Here is a 23809-nt window from a genome sequence, read left to right on the forward strand (position 1 = left end):
TGTAGATCGCATATATCTCACGCGAGAGAATCGAGCTTGGTGCAAAGAAAGAGGTGTCAGAATGAGTGGTGTTCCTCTGGGAAGACGACCCAAAAATATTAGTAAGTCAAAGAAAAAACAAGCCCAAGATGACGAGAGAATTCGTAACTTAATTGAGGGAAAATTTGGAGAAGCCAAAAGAAGATTCAGCCTCGGTAGAGTTATGAATAAACTTAATAATACTTCTGAAACAGGCATCGCCATAACTTTTTTGGTAATGAATCTTTCCGCCATGCTACGGCAGGCTTTTTGGCTTTTTTTCGGTCTATTTCATAACAACAACCTTTTTTCATATTTGCGGCTTTTAACAATCAGCAAAAATTATATTTCTTCCAAACAATATGAGCAAAATTTATCTGATCAAGGTGAACGCAAATTCACTCATCTTTCTAAATGCCGTTTTCTGACTTTTTCAGCAAGCCCTAAATAATCATAAGTTGATCGTATGGCAATTCTGTATTGATTGTAACAACTTGTCCGTTAGTGCCCCGCCATACCTACTCTAAAAACCTGGCAACCTACAAAAACCTTACAACTCAAATATGATTGCTAGAGAATTTTAAAAAATATTGTCAATCATCAAGCAGTTATCATATACTGATAATGGATGGTCAGATGATTGTCAGTATATCTTATCTGTTTTATTGCACAAAGAATGCTTGAATCAATAACTACACCAGTCGTTGCTCCCACAACTACACCTGTCGTTTCTGCCACAGAACCAGATTGGAGCCGCGAAAAACTTCGCCAGTGGTACGATCCCAGTCGCCAACTTCTAAAATCTATCCGCAACTATCAAAAATGGCGCCAGCAAGGTGGAATTTTAGGGTATTTTTTATCCAGGTTGAACGTAATCCAGCATCTATTCTGGAGCATTGTAACTGGAACTGACATCCCTTTGAACTGCCAGATAGGAGGGGGACTCATTATGGTTCATCCTAATGGCATAGTCATTAATCCATGCGCGTCTATTGGCCCGAACTGTCTAATTTTTCAACAGGTCACAATTGTTACTGATGTCAAAATTGGTGGTCACGTGGATATCGGTGCAGGAGCAAAAATTATTCGCTCCGTAACGATCGGCGATCATGCTTTAATTGGTGCCAATGCTGTAGTTGTTTGTGACGTGCCACCCGGTGCAACTGCGGTGGGAATTCCGGCAAAAATAATCGAAAAAGAAATACCAGTAAGTCTGAAAATGCACCCTTAGAAATATTTGCAGGAAAAAGGAAGTTGCAAAGCAACGATTCTTTCAGAGAATTCTCCTATTTCCTAAACTTTCAATTTTTCCTGCACTAAATCTTTCCGGCGGCGTGCTACTTTTGCCCAGGTAAATTCCTCGGCTTGCTGGCGAGCACTATAACCCATCTCAGCTCTCAACTCCGGCGATAAAGCAAGCTTTCGCAAGCTTTCAACCAAAGCATCAGAGTCGTAGGGGTCAACTACGATCCCATCTTTGCCGTTCCGGGCAATTGCGCCCGCTCCCATAGGTGAGGTGAGAACTGGCAACCCGTGAGCCATAGCTTCATAGGTAACCAGCGGACTACCTTCTTCGAGACTCGGAAAGGCAAAAATGTCAGCTTCGCCATAGACCGCGCCAACATTGGTGGTGTAATCTATATGAATTACATTAGACCGTCCTAAAATATCGCTGCAACTTTCGGCAATTGCAGGCTCTATCCTTGCGCAAAGCACCAGTCTGCCTTTAATGCCGGCTTTTTCCCAGGCTTGCAAGAGCAAGTGAGAGCCTTTTCTGACGCAGATGCTGCCCACAAAGAGCACAGTAACGGTGTCTGACGGCTCTTTTTGGGGCGAAATATTCGGGAACCGCTTTGGACACCACCCGTAACTGGTAGAGAGCAGTTTGTATTCAGGAACTCCTATTTCGAGAAAAGATTTTTTTACCTCCGGACTAGGAGAAAAAATGAAATCAGCCAAGCTCATTTCTTCATCTTCTTGCTAAATCATCGCATCTGTAATTCCATGTTGGGGAGAGATGCCCAAGCGGCCGTAAGCATCGTCAAGAATATATTTTGCCTTTTTAGTAGAGCAGTTAATACGCTCCAAAATTATTGTTTTGCCCCGCTGCTTTACCTTTCTAATAGTTTTGATTGAAGTGCCAGGCCACAAGTAAGCTGCATCAAAATCATTGAAATCTCTCAAAAAACGTTTTTCAGTACAAGATTCCGCTCTATCTTTGCCCCTGTAGTAGAACGATTTTAAATATCGGGGTATACCTTCAACTATATTATAGCCGCGATATTGCGGATCGCAATTGGGAACAACCATGCGGGCTTTAAAGTCAGAGTGGTTCCACTCGGAGCAAAGTGACAAAAATATATGGCTTATTCCTTGACCGTTACAGTAAATTATGAACAGAGAACTAATGTTTAGCATGGTTAACTATTCTGAATTAAAAACTGTGGATTGGATGTGATTTAATATATGATAAGCTCAACGAGCTTCGATGTCCACCACAGCCACTGGCTGAAAGTTTTGGCATAAAGATATTGTGAAATTAGCGTGACTGTTACTAAAATATTAAAAGAACAGCTCGCAAGTCGAATTCCAGAGGTAAGCTTTGAAACAAATTGGATTAGTGGCGATCGGGCGAAATGAGGGCGTGAGGCTCGAAGCGTGCTTGCAATCGGCGATCGACAAAGTAGCTTTGGTGGTTTATGTCGATTCCGGCTCAACAGACGGCAGCTTGGAATTAGCCCGGTCGATCGGCTGCGATACAGTTGAACTAGACCTATCTACACCCTTTACCGCAGCCCGCGCCAGAAATGCAGGATTTGCCCGCCTGCGACAAGTAGTTCCCGACATCGAATTTGTCCAATTCGTAGACGGCGACTGCGAAGTAGTTGACGGCTGGCTCGAAACAGCCCAGCAAAAACTCGCAGCTAACACAGAATTAGCTGTAGTGTGCGGGCGCAGGCGCGAAAAATTCCCCGAAGCCACAGCATACAATCGACTCTGCGACATGGAGTGGGACACCCCCATCGGCGAAGCAAAAGCCTGCGGTGGCGACTCAATGATGCGAGTCAAAGCATTCGAGCAAGTCGGTGGTTTCAACCCCGCACTGATAGCCGGCGAAGAACCGGAAATGTGCGTGAGGCTGCGCCAAAACGGTTGGAAAATCGATCGCTTAGATGCAGAAATGACCCTGCACGACGCTCAAATGACTCGTTTTGACCAGTGGTGGAAGCGCTCTCAAAGAGCGGGTCACGCTTATGCTGAGGGCTCTTGGCTGCACGGGAACACCCCCGAACGCCACTGGGTGAAAGACACCCTCAGAATCTGGTTTTGGGGATTGGTTTTGCCAGTGCTAGCATTGGGTACAGCCTGGTTTACTCACGGGTGGAGCCTGTGGTTGCTGGCCGGCTACCCGGTGCTTACTTACCGAATTTATCGCCGGATGCAGCAAGAGCGGAATTGGCCTGCCAAGGATGCTGCGCTTTATGCTATATCTTGTGCGATCGGCAGATTTCCCCAGTTGCAAGGTCAGATTCAGTTTCACCAGCGTAGGTTGCTGGGACAGCGCAGCAATTTGATCGAATACAAAACATCAAAGTCTATGAATTAGACGATGTAGAATGAGTGCTAAATCTAGTGAGTAGATGAGTCAAAATAAACATAACTTATAACTTGTCTTTCCCCTATGCCCTTGCCTGCGGCGTTCCTGCCTCAGGCAAGTATCCAGATAGCACAAACAAATGGCTAACCAAAAAATTTAATTTATAGAGTGCAACCCCGATGCTGCATCTATACCTTGGGTCGGTCACATTTTTTTGCAACCAAATAGAAAACTGGCAGATGTAAATCTTGTTAACGACGAAAGAAATAAAAAGCTCCAGTCAAAGTTAAAAAAATACACACAAGTATTACTTGTATCGCCAACAGCAGCGAGGTGAAGAAAAACAACTACTTTGCCTGGAAAAAACGCCTGACAATGAAAGGCGAAAAGAACGGGTATTCAGCTAATTTTTGAGGTAATCCAGTTGATGTAGAATTCAATCAATGAATTGCCAAAAAGCAGCTTCTAAGTTTAAATTGTCTATTAATTTAGTGGAAATAAAAACAAGTTATGCGAATAGTAATTGTTGCTCAAAATGCCTCAAGTCAATTCGGTGGCGAGTCATTGCTGCCGGTGAACTACTTCCGGATACTTCGATCGCGCCAAATAGAGACGTGGTTAGTAGTTCACGCACGCACCCAGACTGAACTCGAAGCGCTATTTCCCGAAGATCGCGATCGAATGCACTTTGTACCTGACACTTGGCTGCATCGGCTGCTTAACAATTGCGGGCGATTTATCCCAGCAAGAGTGAATGAATTTACTTTTGGGCTGCTGAGTCACCTGTACACCCAAGTGCTACAGCGTCGCATTGTGCGGCGGCTGGTGAGCGAACACCAGATTGATGTTGTACACGAGCCAACACCAGTCTCGGCAACAATTCCTTCGTTGATGTTCGGATTGGGGGTGCCGGTAGTCATGGGGCCGATGAACACGTCGGTTAAATTTCCTCTGGCATTTCGATCGCGCCAAAACCGTTCAGTCGATATTTTAATCGCGATCGGTCACCAGTGCGTGGATTTCTGCAATCGTCTTTTGCCCGGTAAAATCAAAGCCGAGACCATGTTAGTGGCAAACGATCGCACGAAGCAAGCACTTCCGACTGGGGTGCAGGGTAAAATCATTGAACTTGTGGAAAACGGCGTCGATTTCTCGGTGTGGCGATCGGACTCTACCGCATCAAAGGAGCCAAATAAACAAGTTCATTTTGTTTTTTTGGGGCGTCTGGCCGACTGGAAAGGTGTAGACTTGCTGCTGGAAGCCTTTGCCACCGTCGCCGCTCAAACTGATGCAGTCTTGGAAATCATCGGCGATGGGGATATGCGAGGGGAACTCGAAGCTCAAACAGCTCGTTTAGGCATCGACAGCAGCGTTGTATTCAGCGGCTGGCTCTCTCAGGAGCAGTGCGCTCTCAAAATGAAACAAGCTGATACAATGGTGTTTCCGAGTTTGCGGGAGCCTGGGGGGGCGGTGGTGATGGAGGCAATGGCACTGGGCTTGCCCGTCATAGCAACGAACTGGGGTGGGCCAGCGGATTATCTGAATTCCACTTGCGGTATTTTAGTAGAACCAGCTTCTCAAGAAGGCTTTGTCAAGGGACTGACTGATGCGATGCTGAAGCTCGCTCAGTCACCAGAATTGCGACAGAGTATGGGTAGGGCGGGATGGGAGCGGGTTCGGGAGCATTTTGACTGGCAACGCAAAGTCGATCGCATGATTGAAATTTATCAACAAACCATCGACACTTGCCAGAAGAATTAGTATTCAGGCAGTGACGCTCCTACACCAACCGCAAGCTTTATGGTGTAGGCATCTGAGTCCTGTTAAGGATATCCAGATCTTCCTTCTAGGTATACGAGCATTGTTTCCCCTCTACGGCATTTTATAGTGAGGGACACGTCCCGCCCCACTCTTGGTTTCAAACATGAAATTAAGTGCACCTTCGTGCCTTGAAAATTTTACTCGCAGCTCTTGCTGCCACAATTAAATGTGTCACTTCCCCAAGAAACCCCCTATCTTCAGTTGTCAAGGTTGAGTATATTGGTAGCATTTTCGGCTGCCCAATAACTATAATTCTAGCACTCAAACCCTTACTGGATAAAGCTTTAGCCCTCGGCATCTCATCTCCTCATCCACCCGCCCACTCCCATTCTTCTGCGCTTGGAAGGCCCTCCGGCGGGTGGAATCCTCATCTTGCTCGCCTTTCATCCCACAGTAAGTGGAGTACCACTCGCCCTGTGGGGATTCCCGTCTGTCGAGCTAAAGCAGCAGCTCTCCGGTTGAAAGCTGCTGCTTAGGGGTGCTAAAAAATGTGGCGGGCAAAAAAGCCCACTCTACATCCTAGCTAGCAAAAAACGGGTTAACCCGTATGTGGTTAACCCGCAAGCTTAGAAACGCGCAGATCAATTAGTTTTGCACTACCAGCTTAACGTTGGCATTTTGCAAACCACGCTGCTTGACGGCTGCCAAGGTTTTGTTAACTGCGTACTTCTGGTTGATGGAGTTGATTAACTCAGTTTGATTGTGCTTTTTGGCGACGCCCCAGAGGTCTGCAATCAGATCAAAGGAACCGTCGCTATTGCGAGACCAACCCAGGTCATATTCGCCTTCCAGAATCGCCACGATGTCGGAGCGAACGCGCTGGCCGTTATAGCCGCGAACATCAGCTTCGGACTTGACTGAAATGCCCAAGTCGCGCAGGGAAGCTTTCAGGATTTCGGCATCAGTGATTTTGGTACGCAGAGTGCTAAAGTGAGACATTGGATTTCCTCCTAATAAAACTGAGAGAGAAACAACAACGGTCTGGATTTAACGGTGCCGCTGGGCGGCTTTTCAATCGAACTGCTAGCTGTTGCTAGCCTTTGCTCCTGTTTGGACCAGGAGAAAGCTTTTAGAATTCCATTCGCTGGTATTCAGCGACGGAAGACGCAGCGGGCCGTGCGCGCTGTCTCGCCCAATCTCGGAGGGCGCTGACCTGTTCGGTCATGGTTTTAGACAGTGGCAATGTAGATTTAATGGCCGCGATGATATCTAACTGCGTAAACTCTCTATCTTGAGCGAAGGCCTCGTACATGGCTGCTACCAGCCCTTGCTCAATTTCTGCTCCTGAAAAGCCGTCGGAAACATTGGAAAGTTGCTCTAAATCGAAGCGAGTAATTTCCCGACGCCGTTTTGACAGGTGAATTTTGAATATATCTTGGCGTTCTTCTTTAGTTGGCAGGTCAACAAAGAAGAGTTCGTCGAATCGACCTTTCCTCAAGAATTCCCCCGGCAACCGCTCGATTCGGTTGGCTGTTGCCATTACGAAGACTGGGGAAGTCTTTTCTTGCATCCAAGTGAGGAAGGAACCGAAAATTCGGCTGGATGTGCCTCCGTCTGAGTCGGCAGAACCAGTGCCTCCTGCAAAGGCTTTGTCTAGTTCGTCGATGAAGAGGATGGCTGGAGAGATTGATTCTGCGGTTTTCAGGGCGTTACGGAGGTTGGCTTCCGATCGACCTACCATCGAGCCGTCGTAGACTCTACCCATATCTAGCCGCAGCAGGGGCAGTCCCCAAAGGCGGGAGGTGGTCTTGGCAATCAACGATTTTCCGCATCCCGGTACGCCGAGAATTAACATCCCTTTTGGTTGAGGCAGACCGTATTCTCTCGCCCGTTCTGTAAAGGCGTTGGAACGCTGTCTGAGCCATCGTTTCAGCTCTTCTAAACCGCCGACTGCATCCAGGGTTTCGTCTTCTTCGATGAACTCTAGAATGCCGTTGCGCCGAATTAGCTGCTTTTTCTCCGACAGAACGATGTCTACTTCTTCTTCGGTTAAGCGCCCCGTGCAAACTTGGGCTTTGCGATAAACTTTTTCAGCTTCGTCCTTAGTCAATCCCAAGGCTGCTTTTAAAAGTTTTTCTCGCGCTTCTGTGGTAATGCGTTTCGATTTTGTTTGCTCCAACTGGCTAGACAATACTTGGTTTAGTTCCTTCATGTCTGGGAGCGCGAAGTCTAATACCACTACTTCTTTTTCTAGCTCGATCGGAATTTGCTGCAAAGGAGACATCAGTATAATTGTCTTTTGCGTTCCTTTGAAGTTGGCGATCGCATCGCGCAACCACCGCGTTACCGGAGGAGAATCGATAAAAGGATGTAAATCTTTGAAAATGTAGATGCTAGCGTTGCTGTTTGGTTCTCGCTGCCTGATCACCCATTCAATGGCTGCCTCTGGGGAGACGGTGTTGTGCTGGGTAGTGGTGCGCGGTTGACCGTACTCCACAATGCCGTGAGTTACAGTCCAGATAAATACTCGTCGCTGTGGTTTTGCTTGAGCTATTGTCGAAATTGCTTGCTCACACCGCTCTTCCTCGGATGTCACGAGGTAGATCAGAGGATATTGAGCTTGGATTAGGATACTGATCTCTTCTTGCATATTCCTCGACCCACTAGAGACGGTGCTATCTTTGCTGAATCTCAATGCTGCCTTTAGCCCAATGCTGAAATTTTCAGTTCTCGGTTTTTGGGGAAGCAAGGCATTCTTAGCAGGGAACCAATTCTTCCTCTCCCGCTTGGGCTGTGCTGGCGCTGATGCCTGACACCTGCTTTACTGGAAGATCCTGCTCAGCCAATACGCTCGGCTGACTTGTTACGGATGCCAGTTCTCCATCTCGCATTACGACAGAACCCGTGCATTCTGGACAAGTGTATACCCGATGGGTTTGTCCGTAGGATGCTTCTACTTCGTCAACCAGTTCGGGGTTTCCTAGGTAAAAGAAAATTGCCCTTTCTGCAATTGATGACATCGGTTCAGCTTCGACTGCGGCTCGGATTTTGAGCTGGCGATGCAGTTCTGGTGGAAGATACAATGTAACTTTTTGCTTTTCTTGCATAGGACTGTGAATTGACTTACCCGGGTATGTATATCAGAATAGCGGCTTACTTTCTTACTGTCAAGACTCTATGCTGTTTTAGCGTCATTTTGTAATATTTCGTTACAACAAACGGGAATTTTGGGCGGTTAACAACGGAAAACCAAGGGTTATAGCTGATGTGTGGTAGCGTCAAAGTCGATCGACTTATATATATAGTTGGTTTGTGGATTTGTTCAGGGGGCGCTGCTGGTGAATTGCTGTTATTCGTTGTATGAGGACTGAAGTCCTCACTACAAATAGGGTACAGGCAAGGGCGCAGCCATATTAGCCGATCGCCCCACCAGATATGGCAAAATCAATCAGCGTCTGTCGGTAAATATCCGGCAATCCGGTGTCAAAACACCGCCCTTGCACCACATAACCAGCCATTCCCTCGAACTCCCGCAATTTATCCAAACACGAAGTTAACTGGAATTCGCCTCTTTCTCGAAAATTGACATTAATATGTTCAGCCAAATAATCAAAAATTTTAGGCTCAAGCACATACATTCCAAAAAATGACAAAAATAAATCCTCCGCCATACCTTCAACGCTTAAGTGCTGCCGCGCATACTCGATATCCGGCTTTTCGTAAACTTGCGTCACCGACAAAATAGCATCTTGTGCCTGCCAAACACCCGCGGCACAGCCGTAGTGATGAATTACCTCAGCCTGTGTCACCCTCAAACCAATTACGCTTTGCTGCACTTGCGAGTAAATATCCAATAGCTGGCGCGCGCAAGAGTTTGCAGTGTCCGACAAGTAAATATGGTCGCCCAAAAGCAGAAGAAATGGCTCATTGTTCGTCCATTCCTGAGCACAAAATACCGCGTGTCCGAACCCTTCCTGAACATCTTGAGTAAGAATTGTAACGCGCTGCCCCAACTCTTGTAAATATTTGCTATAGTCCTGATTTTGCTGAGACAGTTTTTGGAAAAGTTCAGGAGACGGCCCAGTTTTAAAGAAATCTTCAAAAAAAGTGCGATCGCCCTTTTGCACAACTATACCAACTTCTTCGATTCCGGCGCTCAAAGCTTCTTCCACAATTGCCAAAATTATCGGTTTGGCGCGGCCGTCGCGATCGATAATTGGAAAGAATTCCTTCTTCACTGCCTTAGTAGCCGGAAACATCCGAGTGCCAAAACCGGCGGCCGGAATCACCGCTTTGCGGACTCTGTACTGAGAACGGATTGTCATAGGATTTTAGATTTTAGATTTTAGATTTTAGATTAGACTTGCATTGCAGAAGTCTGCTTTCGATAGAGAAACCGCAGATATCGGGCAGATAAACACAGATTGACGCAGATGATTTCAGGGTATTTTCCGATTTTGGCAATTGCTCTATTGAAGAATTTGAAGATTCCCTAAATTGGTCTTTTTTTTCAACTTATTTTCAGTTTTACACAATTCATCTGAGGAAAATTTCGTGCAATCATCTCGATCACCTGCTGTTGACTTTCTGCATCTTTAACTATAAACTGCGCCGTGCCGTCTCCTTGAGAACCTACTCCCTTCCCGCCCAAGATATAAGGCTGAATCGGTGGATAGTTCAAAAGTTCGTGCAAAACAGAAGCAGTTAACTGTCCCGGACAAGCGGGGATTAAATGCTGGTCAAATTTGCTCTGGGCAACTTTCATCAACTCACCGAGTTTAACTGCATCTCCCTGCTGTAAAGCTGCGGCTGCATCTTGCGTAATTCTCGAACTAATCGCACCGAGATATTGCTGCACGTTTGCTGCAACTTCATTCGCAGCAAAGGGATAAGCTAGATTGAGACTTGCCAGGATTTCTTGAGTGTTTTTGCTGGCGCCCAAATCTACGATAACCAAAAACAAATCTTTGGCAACTGTTAACTCAACAACATCCATTGTAGCGCCGTCAAAAATCATCATGATCGGGCGATTTCCATAGGCACAACCCTGATCCATGCGGCCGCAGCGCGAAGGTGTTGCAGTCTCGCCTAAATAAGCGATTTCCATTTCGTCGCGCACGTTCATTTTTAAATCGTATAAGCGGTTGAAAGCGCGGGCTACTAACACACAAATTGCGGCGCTGGAAGACAAGCCTTTCTGAATTGGTAAATCTGTTAAATAATTGTCAATCTCTACTCCTCCCACGCGGTGGTAGGTGAGAAATTGAGCCGCAACACCTGCTGCATAACTGAAAAAAGTTCCTGTTTGTGCTTCAGCAAGCAGACAATTTTTTTCCATCGGGAGTGCAGCTTCTATTTTGGTGCCGTCATTTAAAGCAGCCCGCAAAATCAAGTGTGTGGGATGCGGCTTAACTTCAGCATAAATTCCTTGATTTGTACTGGCTATCAGAGTGCAGCCTTTTGCTATAGCGGGATTGAGGGGGCGATAAGCGGCTGCCCAATCGCTGTGTTCGCCAAACAGACAAAGGCGGCCAGGAACAAAAAGCTGCATGACATCTATCTAAGGGTATCTATATTGTGATTACTTTAACCTGAAATGCAGATATTTGACTAAAAGTGCGATCGTCCTTTGGGTTGATGTCAACTGCTGGCAAAATTTGTTTTAATAAATGTCTAGTTAGAAGAATCGAGGAAATAATTTCAATGCGTAAGTTAAATATAGGTCTATCTGACGAGCAGCGTGCAGGTGTTATCGAACTTTTAAATCACGACCTGTCAGACGCTTATCTGCTGTTAATCAAAACTAAAAAGTATCACTGGGATGTAGTTGGCCCGCAGTTTCGCTCGCTCCACCAGTTGTGGGAAGAACACTATCAGGCGTTAACAATAAATATCGATGCTATGGCGGAACGGGTGAGAGCTTTAGGCGGCTACCCAATTGGTACTGCTGAGGGTTTTCTTAAGTATGCTTCGATTAAGGAACACGTCGGCGATTTGCCTTTAGCAAGTGAGATGGTATCGCGTTTGGTTGACGATCACGAACTGGTTATTCGCAATCTCCGCAAGCACGTTGAACAGTGTGGTGAAGAGTTTAAGGATGACGGAACCGCAGACTTTTTGACTGGTTTGATGGAACAGCACGAGCAAATGGCTTGGATGTTGCGATCGTTTATTGAAGGGGAATCTATTTCGCCGGACGGTAAGCAGCCACAAGCTAAAACTACTACGGCTTCTCACGCTTAGAGAGATTAAGAAGAAGTCAAGCGTGAATGCGGAAGAAGGAAGAAGGGAAAATTTATATTTTTTATTTAACCCTATTTTCTGATTTTCGCTCGCGTAACCAGGCAGAATTAAACGCCCTCTAGCTTCCTCAAAAACCCGGTTTTTTCAAGAAACCGGGTTTTTCAATGTTGGGTAGATTTAAATTTTCGATTTGTTAAACTATTAAACCGCATTCTTTCATACACCTGCGACGGCAGCATTCTGTGAACTTTCGTCCGCGTCTCAATCGTCGCAAGTGTCGTCCCTTCATATGATTCTGATGTTGGTTTTAATTTTAAGCCCGATTCAGTGGGCGGCGAGACTATAATTTTCAATAGGCTGGTTATTGACAGTAAGTACAGATTGTGACGTAATAGTGACATAAATAAATCTTCTTTGAAAGCTCGAACTAGCCAAGATAAGGTACTTCGGTGATTGCCGCTGCTGTTACTTCTGAATGCTAAGTAAATGTAAAAACTGCTGCTAGACCAGCGATAAATATTGCTGGAAATTTCGGGATGTTGCTGCCGGACATTTGCCATAATTAAACAGTGACTTTTTGCCATTGCTGCATAGTTGCAAGACATACTGCTGGCAATCTGGCGGTAGCCAACTAAATATTCTGGCACTACTTTGAATCGATAATGTTCGGCTATGCGGAGATGCAGTTCCCAGTCTTCGCAGCCTTGAGCGTTTTCTGCTTTTAATTTGCAGTTGTAACCGCCGATTTTTTCAAAGCAAGCGCGGCGAATTAGAGATGAGCTGGCATTGCCGATAAAATATTTATAAACTAATGCTGTGTAAACTTCTCCTTCGATGGTGGAGTTGTAAAATCCACCGATGAGCAAGTCTTTTTCATTTATATCAACTGACCAGGAATAGACAATTCCTACAGATGGTTCTGATTTTTTTAGGCATTCTACTTGTTTTTGTAGGTTTTGCGGATACCAAATATCGTCGGCATCGATGGGAGCAATGTATTCGCCTTGGGATTTTTGAATTGCTAGGTTGCGAGCGGCGGCGACTCCGGCATTTGATTGCTGCAATAAGATGATTCGCCTATCTTTTTGACCAAAAATTTTGATGATTTCGGCGGTTGTGTCTGTGGAGCCGTCGTCTACTACTAAAATTTCTAGGTTTTGATAGGTTTGAGATAAGACAGACTCTAATGTTTTAGCAATAAATTCCTCGGCGTTGTAAGCGGGTATAATTACTGAAATTAATGGCTGTTCTAAATTATGTTTGGTGGTGTTCATGTAATATAAAAATTTTTACATAAAAAAATTTTGGATCTCAAGCAGCGATCTGATGCTATGTTAACAAAGAGCTAAGGTCGATCGCACATCGTGAAAAATTTTCAGATGTACATTTTAAATATGTTGCCAAAACTCATAAAATGTGCATTGACACAGCAGTCGGGATACAGACTTCGTGCAGGAGTTGATTGCCCATGATGTCTGTAAAATCACCTGTACGGGCAAGTCCTCACCGTTGGCTCTCCTCAGTATTAATATGTTGTATTTTATACTAATAATTAAGTAAAAAAGAAAATTCTTGTGTGGTGGAATACTCTCAAACACAATGGCTGGTGGGGCTTGTTATCAGGTTTACAAAAACAATAATATATATAAAGATTTCGTAAAGCTGTTGTCTTCATCAGGTGAGTCTCAGCCAGATGTGGCTTAGAATACAGGCATGAGTCGGGATAAATGCAGCCTACAATGTCAGTAAAAAATCTAGTTGAAGATAAACAGAAATCGGGTTATAAATAAAAAAGTAGAGCTGATTTTACCCTTCGTACAGTAGGAGCATTGAAATTCAATCATTTGTTTTCCCTGCAATTTAAAGTAAACTCGGTAATGATTTATACCAAAGATCCGACTGTATCCGTGATTATCCCAGTCCACAACGGGGGGGCTTACTTCCGCACCTGTTTGTCAAAACTGGCTGAATCTGTACCGAGACCGATCGAGATTATTGTAGTAGCAGATGGCGAAAGCGACGGTTCTTGGCGTCTGGCCAAGGAATTCGGCGCAAAAGTCATCAGAATTCCCGAATCTGGAGGCCCGGCGAGAGCGAGAAATTTGGGAGCGCAAGCTGCCAAGGGAGATATTCTGTTTTTTGTGGATGCTGATGTGGCTGTTTGTCCAGAAGCTGTGGGTTATGCGAAATCGGTGTTCAAAAATAATCCCTACTTAGCTGCTTTGATCGGCTCCTACGATGATGCTCCTGGAGATCCAGATTTTTTATCCCAGTATAGGAATTTGCTGCACCACTACGTGCACCAAACAGGTAACGAAGAAGCTTCGACTTTTTGGGGAGCTTGCGGAGTGATTCGCCGGGAAATTTTTTTGCAGATGGGTGGCTTTAACGAGAGTTACCGCGAACCTTCGATCGAGGATATTGAGCTGGGCTACCGTTTGAAACAAGCCGGTTATAAAATTCGGCTGTGTAAAACATTACAGGTGAAGCATTTGAAGCGCTGGGAAGCGGTGGGGATGGTGAAAGCTGACTTTTTTTACCGAGCGCTGCCTTGGACAGAGCTGATTTGGCGCGATCGCAAATTGAATAACGATCTCAACTTGCAAGTCTCGAACCGCATCAGCGTGATTTTAACTTATGCAGTGCTGCTGGCAGTTTTGGGGACGTGCTGGTCGCTGAACTTTCTGGTACTGGCTGGCTTGCTGGCAACACCGCTGGTAGCAATTAATGCACCGCTTTACCGTTTTTTTAAGGAAAAACACGGTATCGTATTTGCCCTGAAAACAATTCCTTGGCACTGGCTTTTCTATTTTTACAGCGGACTGGCATTTGCGATCGGCACTGGTCGCCACTTATCGCAAAAAAAGCCCTTGACTGGTAAAATTAACTTGCCAGTATCGCTTAATAAATCAAGGCAAATTCTCCTTCAACATCAGCCCGATAGATAGTTTCTCAGGGTATTCACGGGTGCATCTATTAATTTTAGAAGTTATAAATAATTGTAGAGTTCTATAAAAAGGCTGGAGGTACGCTGAGTGAAACATTATCCTGTGGCGATCGTGGGTGCAGGCCCTGCGGGTTTGACTGCCGCCTACGAGCTAGTCAAGGAAGGCATCATCCCTGTTGTACTCGAAAAAGGGGATAAAGTTGGCGGGTTAGCCCGCACCGAAACCTACAAAGGCTACCGTTTCGACATTGGGGGCCACCGGTTTTATACTAAAGTTGCAGCCGTGCAGGAGTTGTGGCAAGAGGTACTGGGAAATGAGTTTATTAAAGTGCCACGATTGTCGCGAATTTTTTATCGAGGTAAATTTTTCAACTATCCGATCAGCGCCTTCAATACTCTCTTTAATTTGGGCATAATTGAGAGTGCGCTGATTATTTTGAGTTATCTGAAAGTGAGAATTTGGCCACTTCCGAAAGAAGAAACTTTTGAACAGTGGGTGATCAATCGTTTTGGCGAACGTTTGTATAAAACATTTTTCAAGACTTATACAGAAAAAGTTTGGGGAATTCCCTGTTCTGAAATTCAAGCAGATTGGGCGGCGCAGCGCATTAAAGGATTGTCGCTGACGACAGCGATTATTAATGCTTTGTTTGGCAGCAATGATACTAAAACGTTAATTAAAGAGTTTGACTATCCGGCTTTGGGGCCGGGGATGATGTGGGAAAAGTTTGCCGAATCTGTGGAAGCTAAAGAGGGCAAAGTTTATCTCGATACTAAGGTGATTAGCTTTGAGCGTGAAGGTAATAAAATTAAAACTATTACTGCTGAACATAATGGAGAATTAGTCCAATATTCTGCGGATAATTTTATTACGAGTATGCCGATATCGGCGCTGGTAGCACGGCTAAAACCGCAGCCCCCCGAAGAGGTATTGCACGCCGCGCGATCGCTCAAATATCGAGATTTCTTGATTGTATCGCTGATTGTCGATTGCAAGGATTTGTTTCCTGACAACTGGATTTACATTCACTCTCCCGAAGTCAAAGTCGGACGAATTCAAAACTTTAAGAATTGGAGTGCTGCATTGGTTCCCGACGCGAACAAAACTTGTTTGGGCATGGAATATTTTTGCAATGAAGGCGAGGAACTTTGGGAAATGTCGGATGCTGAACTTGTGGCATTAGCAACTCGGGAGTTGGTTGAGTTGGGTTTGGCAAAAGCTGCGGATGTTGAGGATGGGGTGGTGTTGCGGCAGCCGAAGGCTTATCCTGTTTACGATGCGGAATATCGAGGACACTTGGAGGTGCTTGAAGGTTTTTTGAAGGGAATGGAGAATTTGCAGACGATCGGGCGAAATGGTATGCACCGATACAACAATCAAGACCATTCTATGCTGACGGGGATGCTGGCCGCGAGAAATATTCTTGGGGAAAAGCACGATTTGTGGGATGTGAATACTGAGCGATCGTACTATGAAGATTTTAGTGTCGATCGCTCCAAGGACAAAAAAGATGCGTCTTTGATTTCGCAGTGAATATAGCCAGCCGAAATAGGGATTGCCATGAAAAAAGCCAACCTGCCAAACTTAATCGGCTTCGCAGCAAGCATCTTCTTGCTCCTGCTTTCAGTGCAGCGGTTTGTCCCTATCCAACTCAACTTAATCGAAGCGATAGCCGCGATCGCTTCTGCTTGGAGTGTTTGGCTGCTTGCTAAAAACAATTCCCTGGGCTGGTGGGTCGGCTTAATCGGAGTTATCACCTACGCTGCGGTGTTTTATCAAGTTAAACTTTACGGCGAAGTTGCGATTCAATTCTTCTATTTAATCACGAGTTTGCAAGCAATTTATATTTGGCTGCGGGGCGGCGAAAACAGCACAGAAAAACCTGTATGTCGCATTTCTCAACGCTGGCTCATCCTCACGGCAATCTTAGTTACAGTTGCTGTATTTGGCTTGCGAACAGTATTAGTATCTTTGGGTGGCGCCGCACCATTTTGGGACGCCCTGACAACTATCTTAAGCGCGATCGCCCAGTTGTACCTGATGGAACGCTATCTCGAAAGCTGGTATTTATGGATTGTTGCAGACACGATTTACGTTCCCTTGTATGCCTCGCGGGGGCTATATCTAACAAGTATTTTGTACGCAATTTTTTGGTTTATGGCAATTCACGGACTGCAAAATTTCCAGCGGATTTACTCGGAACAAAAGTTAAAACAGCAGCAATCTTTATGATACTCGGTGTTACTGTAGGCAAATTTTATCCCTTCCACAAAGGACACGACTACTTAATTCGAGAAGCTAAAAAGAAGGTCGATCGTTTAATCGTTCTCGCCTGTTATAAAAAAAATCAAGCAGTTGCAGGAAGCGTTAGAGCCGACTGGATTCGGTTTTTGCATCCCGACGCAGAAGTTATCGAAGTGCTCGACGATTTGCCGGAAGCCCCCGAACCTTGGGCTCAGAGAACTCTTGAGGTGCTTTCCGGGCGAAAACCCGATATCGCTTTTACTTCAGAGGATTACGGCGAACCTTGGGCAAAACTGATGGGATCTCAATACTGTACCGTCGATCGCCAACGGCTCAAATTCCCGATTTCTGGAACGCAATTGCGATCGCACCTAGCCGAAAACTGGCAAATGCTGACTCCCCCAGCCAAAGCTTATTTTGCCAAACGAGTCTGCGTGCTGGGTGTAGAATCGAGCGGCACGACTACCCTAGCACGATCGCTCGCACAGCACTACCAAACTGTTTGGGTTCCCGAATACGGCAGGTGTTACTGGGAAGGCAGGCAATATTCGCCAGATCCTGAAATTTGGGACAGCTATGAATTTGTAGAAATTGCCAAGAAACAAGCTGCTATAGAAGACGATATTGCTACTCGCGCTAACAAAGTCGTTATCTGCGATACAGACCCTTTAGCTACTTGTATTTGGCACAAACGTTACGTTGGTTCAGAACATCCGACGATCGAGCAAATCGCTGACAGCCGCCGCTGCGATTTGTATATTTTGACTCAGCCGGATTTCGGATTTGTTCAGGATGGAACGCGAGAAAGCGAACATTTACGGATGACTATGCACCAGTGGTTTGTTGAGGTTCTTCAGAAGAAAGGCAAGCGGTATATTACTGTCGAAGGAACGCACGAGTTGCGAATGTCGCAGGCAATTAGGGCGATCGATTCAGTGCTGGTGTTTGAACCATTAAAGGAGCTATAAAATTAGGAATAAGTGGAGTGCGAGCGTCTCGCGATCGAGCGGGAGGAACGAGAGCGCTACCAAATAAATATAAGCGATGGCTCTGATATCAAATATCATCAGGTAACGGTGGCAGTAATGCCTCTAATTGCACAAGTAAACTAGGCAAAACACTTGTAACAATATTCCAAATAACTTCCGAACTCACTTGGTCATAACGGTGAACTAAAATATTGCGTAAGTTAATCGCATTTCGCCAATCAATTTCGGGGTGGAACTGCTGAAATTAGATCGAAATTCTCCGTGCGCCTCCCCCAAAATCCCCAACTGTCGTTCTACAGCACTTTGCATCAAAATACTTTGAAGATAAGTCTCGATTGAGGCATCAGCCGTAAACTCTTGAATTCGACGAATTGCCTGCGCCCTGTCCCAAAGTGAAGCACTATAGCCTTTATGGTGGTAGGTGAGGTACAAAAAAACGCCCTGAAATCTTGAAATTCAAAGAATGAGGTGCACCTCATGTTGCTGAGAACCGCCTTCAGACCTATCTTTTTTTACCATAAGTCAGTCAACGCCTCACCCTACCTGGGTTATGGCGGGGTTGTCACCCCGCCGCCAGATCGAGTCGCTCGGTACGCAAAAATCGATTGAATTTTGGCACATGGAAAAAGCTTGACATTATCCTTTAGTATTATGTATTATAGCTGTATAGAAACGCATTAAAGATATGAACGATAATAATATTTCCGATTTAACCAATCAATGGATAGAGCTTTTAGGGAGTAAACCAAAGCAGGCTATCGAGTTCTACTGTGAAAATATAATTCCGTCTCTTCTACCACAATTAAAAAAAGAGTTTGCAAATACGTATCAACAAAATAATAAATATGATTGCCTGATTTCATTGTTAGGTTTTACCCCAGAAACTTCGGTTCTTGCTTATCAATTTTGCCAGCCAGAAAAATTTATTGTTTTATACACTGAAGAATCTTCAACGTATCTAGAAAAAGTAGTAAATTATTCAAAAGTACCTATATATTCTTTTTTTCATGAAAAAGTAATAGAACTGCCCAGTAATAAAGGAGTATATCAAGCTTTAGAAGCAGCCCTACAACGAGTGCCTAAAGGTTCTCGTGTAGCTATAGATTTGACTGGTGGTAAGAAGATAATGAGTGGTGCATTAGCTGTAGCGGCGGGAGTGCTTGATATCGACTTAATATATATTGATTTTAGGGATTATATGCCTGAATTCAGAAAGCCGAAACCTGAATCATCATATATTCATCTTGTTACAAATCCGATGAAATTATCAATCGATATCTTTGGTGACATTGAAATTACACGTGCTGTTGATTTTTTTAATGTGGGAAAATACGATATAAGCAGTCAACTTTTTGCTGAAGCGGGCAAAAGTATGTCAAATCCTCGTATGGCTGAAATATTCACCAATATTTCAGATTTTTACTCCTGTTGGAATATTTTTAAATTTAAAGAAGCTCTGCAAATATCATCTACTCTACTAGACCAAATTTTACGATTTAGCTTTCAAATGTCACCCAAATTTCAATTTGATATTGAACGCTTGCAAAAACAAAGAGAAACAATTAATAAACTAGCTGAAGGTGACAAAGATTACATTCTCCTAAATTTTTACTTCACGGCTGAAAGATATGAAAGAACTTCTCAACATGATATTGCTACTTTACTATACTATCGAACAATAGAAGGAATATTTGAAAAAATTTTAGAAGAAGGAACTGAAAATTTTGATAGAAGTAAACCCAATTATTCTTTATTAAAAGTTGACAAAGAAGAGCTTCGTAAAAAGTATATTTCCGTTCGCCAAAAAGTTTATGAGCATACATCTCAACAGGAGCCTCTTCCCGACAAAATCGCTATGTTCGATGCTTTTTGTATCATTGAAGCTCTTGAAAAAGAATTTACTAATAAATTTCCAATCAATCGTGTTGCAAATATAGCAAATATCAGAAATAAGAGTATTTATGCTCATGGTATAGAGCCATTAACTGAAAAAGATGTTTATACTATACGTAATTTTACGCGAGAAGTAATGACCAAATATTTGAGTATACGAAAAACAGGAGCGATTGATAGCGAAAGAGATAAGTTTGAATTTATTAAACTAGAATTTAAAAATCATTAACGTATAAATTTTAGGAGAAAAATAAGATTTTAGCGGTATGGTGCGTCGCTTCCAGTCACTCAAATAGCGGTTAAAAATTTGCTACAGAATCGCCCGCTTGCATAAATCACTCGATAGGTTTTCAAAATGCTCGATCGCCGATAGGGATTTTTTAACTGCTTTTTTTCCACTAAATCTACACAACGGTGAAATAAATCCTCTATTTCCTCCTGCATTTCCAATAAATGAGAAAGCGTTAGGCGGTGCGATGGCTCATATGTCACCAGTACATCCACATCACTATCAGGGCGAAAATCATCCCGCAGCACCGAGCCAAACAGGGCAAACTCGACTATGTTCCAGCGCTGGCAAAATTGTGCGATCGCATCTAAAGAGACTTTTAGGCGATCGCTCACCACGTATTCTAAATCAGCTTGTAACTCAATCATGCGCGATCGAACCTCCAACGAGAGCAAATAACATCTGAGCTAAAGTGAAGCAATGGCATCGCTAACTTTCACCATCATAGTCATAGGAGCGATCGGGAAAACAATAAAATGAGAGGATATAGATTTAGAGGTCATATTTATGTTGTCGCCGATTAAACAACGCCTTCTCGAAGCGATCGAACGGACTCCTGAACCGCTTTTAGAGCAAACCTTGACATTCCTGGAATTTTTGACCAGTCGGACACAATCGGCGGCCCCAGACTTCGACTCAGATTTTGACTCAGACACCGACTCCAACGACCAAATCCTCGCGGATTTGAAAGCCTCCCTCCACCAAGCCTCATCGGGACAAACGTTCCCCATATCAGAACTCTGGGACGGCATCAATACATCGTTTACCAGAAAGAATTGTTTGAAAGCCCAAAGCCCGATCGGGAGAAATTAAAAGAAGACGATTCATTACTCCAATCATCTTCCTTACTTTGTCAAGTGCTCTCAACTGTCAACTGTCAACTGAATAAAAAAGTCCGGGCTAAAAACAGTGATGCCCAAGTTGGTAAGAGCGGTAGTTATCGTTTGATTTATCAAGTTGAATCACCGAATCAAGTTGTTTTATACCTAATTTTACTCAAAATCAGAACAAGCAAACGTCTCGGCTGAAGAAATCCCAAGTGCGATCGTACAATACCAAGCAGATCAAGACGATTGACTGTATCTAACCAAAATTGGGGAAATATGTGCTAACTCTTGACTACATACTGACAACAGTGAAAAATATGCAAAAACACCAGCAAGCAACCAACCTATGAACTTTTCCCAGAAATCAGACAAAAGTGCCACACCCTCAAAAACCCACACAACCCAGAATCCGGGCGCCGCAGGATTGCGGAAACTACTTGTAGCCGCCGGCATAGCCTCTCTGTGCGCTAGCTGTCAAAATCCTCAAGCACCAACCGCCACAACTCCCGGAGGGACTCCAGCAGCCTCTCCTGTCGCAGTCAGCACCCCCGGAGACCCAAATACTGTCAAAATTGTCTCCATGCTCCCCATGACAGGCAGCGCCTTGGGTCAATCTCAAACAATGGTCAACGGCATCAAACAAGCACTCGCCGAAACCGACTCCAAAGCTTGCGACGGCAAAATCAAAATCGAATACGAAGTGCTCGATGATGCCACCGCCGCCGCCGGCAAATGGGACCCGGCACAGGTAACGTCCAACTCTAACAAAATAGTCGCTGACGGTTCGGTAGTTGCCGCTATCGGTCACTACAACTCGGGTGCTGCCAAACTTTCCATTCCCGTGCTCAACCAAGCTAACGTCGTGATGATCAGTCCGGCCAACACTTATCCGGGACTGACTAAACCAGGAAAAGGCGAACCCAAAGAACCCAACGTTTATTATCCCGCAGGCACTCGCAATTTCACCCGCGTTGTCCCTGCTGATGACCTTCAAGGCTCTGTTGCTGGAAATTGGGCGAAATCTTTAGGCGTACAAAAAGTCTTTATTCTCGACGATCAAGAACTCTACGGCAAAGGTGTGGCTGACGTTTTTGAAGCAACGGCTAAAAAGTTGGGAATTCAAGTCTTGGGCCGGGAGGGAATTGATATCAAAGCTAGCGACTACAAGGCGTTAATGAATAAGATCAAAGCTTTAAATCCAGACATGATTTACTTCGGCGGCACTACTCAGAGCAATGCTGGACAAATAATTAAAGACATGAGAAATGTCGGCATGGCGGCTGATGCAGTTAAGTTCATGGGGCCCGACGGTATCAAAGATCAAGCTTTAATTGACGCAGCAGGCAAAGATGGCGAAGGTGTTTACGCTACTTTTGGCGGCTTGCCTGCTAAAGAATTGACTGGTGAGGGGGCCAAGTGGTACGCAAGTTACAAGGCAAAATATAATGCTGAACCGGAAGCTTATACAGCTTACGCCTATGAATCTGCTAAAGTGGCGATCGCCGCAATTAATAAAGTCTGCAAAAATGACCGCGCTGCGATCCGCGATGCTGTCTTGGCAACTAAGGATTTTAATGGGGTACTCGGCAATTGGAGTTTTGACGCTAACGGCGACACGAGCTTGACTGTAATGTCAGGAAATGTTGTTAAAGGCGGCAAGTGGGAGTTTGTCAGCGCGCTGAAGGCGGAATAATGGATAATTGGGAATTGGTCATTAGTCATCGGTCATTAGTCATCGGTCATTAGTCATCGGTGATTGGTAATAACTGAGAAATCATCGCTAAAAAATAATAGCTGTCGGAACACAAAAAATGCCCAATTCCCAATTCCCAACTCCCAATTCCCAATTCCCAATCCCCAATCCCTAATTTCCAATCCCTAATCCCCAATTCTCAATTTCCCAAAATTATGAAAAAATGGCAGAGTATTCTTCTATATCTAGGTGTAGCTTATATAGTTTTGTTGTTAGGGCCGATCGCCGGATTTGACTTGCCCAAAATTATTGGAGAAATAGCCAGCAACCCTGAAGTGTTGATTCAACAATTATTAGTTGGGCTTGTCAACGGCGCGCTGATTGCGATTATTGCTTTAGGTTATACGATGGTTTACGGCATTATTGAATTAATCAATTTTGCTCACGGCGATTTGTATATGTTGGGAGCTTTTGCTTCCCTAACTGTGTTCGGAGCTTTTGGTATTCAAGACGGCGCATCTTTAGCTGTTGCAATACCGGTGATGTTAGTTGCTTTAATTGTATGTTCGGCTTTTTGTGCAGGCCTGAATATTGTTGTGGAAAAGTACGCTTATCGGCCTTTGAGGAATGCTCCGCGTTTGGCTCCTCTCATTTCGGCGATCGGAGTTTCTTTTATTTTCCAAAATATGGGGCTGTTTTGGGGAGGATTGAAGGCTTTTATTCCGGTGATGGGTTCTAATTCGGCTGCTCCGAAAAGCTTCCCCGATTTGTTGCCGCGAGTTGATATTCTCAAAGCTTTGGGAATTGAAACCAGTATTGTATTTACCACTAAGGATTTAATTGTGTTGGTGGTGGCGGTTGTATTGATGGTTTTGCTTCATGTGTTCGTGCAGTACACTCGTCTGGGAAAGGCGATGCGGGCTACTGCTCAAAGCCGCGATGCTGCTAAAATTATGGGAATTAATGTCGATCAGATTATTGCTCTGACTTTTTTGATCGGGGGAGCTTTGGCTGGTTCGGCTGGGATTCTGGTTGGTTTGTACAACAATACTATTGTTTTTACGATGGGATTTACGGCGGGATTGAGGGCTTTTACGGCGGCGGTTTTGGGTGGAATTGGTAATATTGTCGGGGCGATGTTGGGAGGGGTTTTGATTGGGGTGCTTTCGTCTTTGAGCGATCAGTATTTGTCGAGCCGTTGGACTAATGCTTGGGTGTTTGGGGTTTTGGTGGTGATTTTGGCTTTTCGGCCAGGGGGTTTGTTGGGCGAGAATGTTCAGGAGAAGGTGTAATTTGGAAATGGAGA

25 protein-coding genes are annotated in these 23809 nt (G+C 44.6%); 14 read left to right on the forward strand and 11 right to left on the reverse strand.

Annotation, left to right across the window (positions count from 1 at the left end; translation table 11 throughout):
* Positions 1–469, forward strand: a 469-nt coding sequence (locus tag K4039_RS27925) for a transposase (RefSeq protein WP_265239759.1), incomplete at its 5' end; no start/stop codon positions are given.
* Between the two features lie 225 nt (positions 470–694).
* Positions 695–1249, forward strand: a complete 555-nt coding sequence (locus K4039_RS27930; RefSeq protein WP_265239760.1) for a serine O-acetyltransferase — start codon at positions 695–697, stop codon at positions 1247–1249.
* Positions 1250–1311: 62 nt separating this feature from the next.
* On the opposite strand, the gene K4039_RS27935 is transcribed toward K4039_RS27930, so the two are convergent.
* Positions 1312–1977: a glycosyltransferase family 4 protein gene (locus tag K4039_RS27935; protein ID WP_265239761.1), complete on the reverse strand. Its 666-nt coding sequence runs from the start codon at positions 1975–1977 to the stop codon at positions 1312–1314.
* 21 nt (positions 1978–1998) lie between these two features.
* Positions 1999–2328 carry a hypothetical protein gene (locus tag K4039_RS27940; protein WP_265239762.1) on the reverse strand — a complete coding sequence of 110 codons (330 nt, stop codon included), beginning with the start codon at positions 2326–2328 and terminating at the stop codon, positions 1999–2001.
* Between the two features lie 292 nt (positions 2329–2620).
* On the opposite strand from K4039_RS27940, the gene K4039_RS27945 reads away from it, so the two are divergent.
* The 3 genes from K4039_RS27945 (at position 2621) to K4039_RS27955 (ending at position 5913) form a co-directional block, all read left to right on the forward strand.
* A complete protein-coding gene (locus K4039_RS27945; protein WP_265239763.1) occupies positions 2621–3625 on the forward strand; it encodes a glycosyltransferase family 2 protein in 1005 nt (334 codons plus the stop codon).
* A 501-nt stretch (positions 3626–4126) separates the two neighbouring features.
* Positions 4127–5377 (forward strand): glycosyltransferase family 4 protein, encoded by a 1251-nt coding sequence (locus K4039_RS27950; protein ID WP_265239764.1) that lies wholly within the window; start codon positions 4127–4129, stop codon positions 5375–5377.
* A gap of 188 nt (positions 5378–5565) precedes the next feature.
* Positions 5566–5913 carry a hypothetical protein gene (locus tag K4039_RS27955; protein ID WP_265239766.1) on the forward strand — a complete coding sequence of 116 codons (348 nt, stop codon included), beginning with the start codon at positions 5566–5568 and terminating at the stop codon, positions 5911–5913.
* Between the two features lie 109 nt (positions 5914–6022).
* Here K4039_RS27955 and K4039_RS27960 read toward each other — a convergent pair whose 3' ends face one another.
* The 5 genes from K4039_RS27960 to K4039_RS27980 all read right to left on the reverse strand — a co-directional run bounded on the left by K4039_RS27960 (position 6023) and on the right by K4039_RS27980 (position 10928).
* A complete protein-coding gene (locus tag K4039_RS27960; protein WP_006635781.1) occupies positions 6023–6376 on the reverse strand; it encodes a DUF1257 domain-containing protein in 354 nt (117 codons plus the stop codon).
* Positions 6377–6506: 130 nt separating this feature from the next.
* On the reverse strand, positions 6507–8027 hold the full coding sequence (locus tag K4039_RS27965; protein ID WP_265239767.1) for an AAA family ATPase: 1521 nt from the start codon (positions 8025–8027) through the stop codon (positions 6507–6509).
* 106 nt (positions 8028–8133) lie between these two features.
* On the reverse strand, positions 8134–8484 hold the full coding sequence (locus tag K4039_RS27970; RefSeq protein ID WP_265239768.1) for a hypothetical protein: 351 nt from the start codon (positions 8482–8484) through the stop codon (positions 8134–8136).
* Between the two features lie 306 nt (positions 8485–8790).
* Positions 8791–9702, reverse strand: a complete 912-nt coding sequence (locus K4039_RS27975) for a UTP--glucose-1-phosphate uridylyltransferase (protein WP_265239769.1) — start codon at positions 9700–9702, stop codon at positions 8791–8793.
* A gap of 185 nt (positions 9703–9887) precedes the next feature.
* On the reverse strand, positions 9888–10928 hold the full coding sequence (locus K4039_RS27980) for a mevalonate kinase (RefSeq protein ID WP_265239770.1): 1041 nt from the start codon (positions 10926–10928) through the stop codon (positions 9888–9890).
* A gap of 152 nt (positions 10929–11080) precedes the next feature.
* On the opposite strand from K4039_RS27980, the gene K4039_RS27985 reads away from it, so the two are divergent.
* Entirely contained in the window at positions 11081–11620 is a 540-nt protein-coding gene (locus K4039_RS27985) for a Dps family protein (protein ID WP_265239771.1), read from the forward strand.
* A gap of 161 nt (positions 11621–11781) precedes the next feature.
* Here K4039_RS27985 and K4039_RS27990 read toward each other — a convergent pair whose 3' ends face one another.
* Positions 11782–12894, reverse strand: a complete 1113-nt coding sequence (locus K4039_RS27990) for a glycosyltransferase family A protein (RefSeq protein ID WP_265239773.1) — start codon at positions 12892–12894, stop codon at positions 11782–11784.
* 603 nt (positions 12895–13497) lie between these two features.
* On the opposite strand from K4039_RS27990, the gene K4039_RS27995 reads away from it, so the two are divergent.
* The 4 genes from K4039_RS27995 (at position 13498) to K4039_RS28010 (ending at position 17780) form a co-directional block, all read left to right on the forward strand.
* A complete protein-coding gene (locus K4039_RS27995; RefSeq protein ID WP_265239774.1) occupies positions 13498–14568 on the forward strand; it encodes a glycosyltransferase family 2 protein in 1071 nt (356 codons plus the stop codon).
* 87 nt (positions 14569–14655) lie between these two features.
* A complete protein-coding gene (locus K4039_RS28000; protein WP_265239775.1) occupies positions 14656–16101 on the forward strand; it encodes an NAD(P)/FAD-dependent oxidoreductase in 1446 nt (481 codons plus the stop codon).
* A gap of 27 nt (positions 16102–16128) precedes the next feature.
* Positions 16129–16800 carry a nicotinamide riboside transporter PnuC gene (pnuC, locus tag K4039_RS28005; RefSeq protein WP_265239776.1) on the forward strand — a complete coding sequence of 224 codons (672 nt, stop codon included), beginning with the start codon at positions 16129–16131 and terminating at the stop codon, positions 16798–16800.
* Positions 16797–17780 (forward strand): AAA family ATPase, encoded by a 984-nt coding sequence (locus K4039_RS28010; protein ID WP_265239777.1) that lies wholly within the window; start codon positions 16797–16799, stop codon positions 17778–17780. Before pnuC ends, K4039_RS28010 begins: the two co-directional genes overlap by 4 nt.
* An 88-nt stretch (positions 17781–17868) precedes the next feature.
* Here K4039_RS28010 and K4039_RS30050 read toward each other — a convergent pair whose 3' ends face one another.
* A complete protein-coding gene (locus K4039_RS30050) occupies positions 17869–18024 on the reverse strand; it encodes a DUF86 domain-containing protein (protein ID WP_375339846.1) in 156 nt (51 codons plus the stop codon).
* On the reverse strand, positions 17985–18233 hold the full coding sequence (locus tag K4039_RS28020) for a DUF86 domain-containing protein (RefSeq protein WP_265239778.1): 249 nt from the start codon (positions 18231–18233) through the stop codon (positions 17985–17987). The genes K4039_RS30050 and K4039_RS28020 overlap by 40 nt, the downstream gene beginning before the upstream one ends.
* Positions 18234–18486: 253 nt before the next feature.
* Between K4039_RS28020 and K4039_RS28025 the strand changes: the two genes are divergently transcribed.
* Entirely contained in the window at positions 18487–19923 is a 1437-nt protein-coding gene (locus tag K4039_RS28025; protein ID WP_265239779.1) for a hypothetical protein, read from the forward strand.
* A gap of 59 nt (positions 19924–19982) precedes the next feature.
* On the opposite strand, the gene K4039_RS28030 is transcribed toward K4039_RS28025, so the two are convergent.
* Positions 19983–20351 carry a nucleotidyltransferase family protein gene (locus K4039_RS28030; protein ID WP_265239780.1) on the reverse strand — a complete coding sequence of 123 codons (369 nt, stop codon included), beginning with the start codon at positions 20349–20351 and terminating at the stop codon, positions 19983–19985.
* Between the two features lie 139 nt (positions 20352–20490).
* On the opposite strand from K4039_RS28030, the gene K4039_RS28035 reads away from it, so the two are divergent.
* The 3 genes from K4039_RS28035 to K4039_RS28045 all read left to right on the forward strand — a co-directional run bounded on the left by K4039_RS28035 (position 20491) and on the right by K4039_RS28045 (position 23795).
* Entirely contained in the window at positions 20491–20796 is a 306-nt protein-coding gene (locus K4039_RS28035) for a hypothetical protein (protein ID WP_265239782.1), read from the forward strand.
* Positions 20797–21156: 360 nt separating this feature from the next.
* A complete protein-coding gene (locus K4039_RS28040; RefSeq protein WP_265239783.1) occupies positions 21157–22503 on the forward strand; it encodes a branched-chain amino acid ABC transporter substrate-binding protein in 1347 nt (448 codons plus the stop codon).
* Between the two features lie 215 nt (positions 22504–22718).
* A complete protein-coding gene (locus K4039_RS28045) occupies positions 22719–23795 on the forward strand; it encodes a branched-chain amino acid ABC transporter permease (protein ID WP_265239784.1) in 1077 nt (358 codons plus the stop codon).
* The last annotated feature ends 14 nt before the right edge of the window (positions 23796–23809 follow it).

The sequence above is a fragment of the Lyngbya sp. CCAP 1446/10 genome (assembly GCF_026130175.1).
In the GTDB taxonomy this organism is placed as follows: Bacteria; Cyanobacteriota; Cyanobacteriia; order Cyanobacteriales; family Microcoleaceae; genus Microcoleus.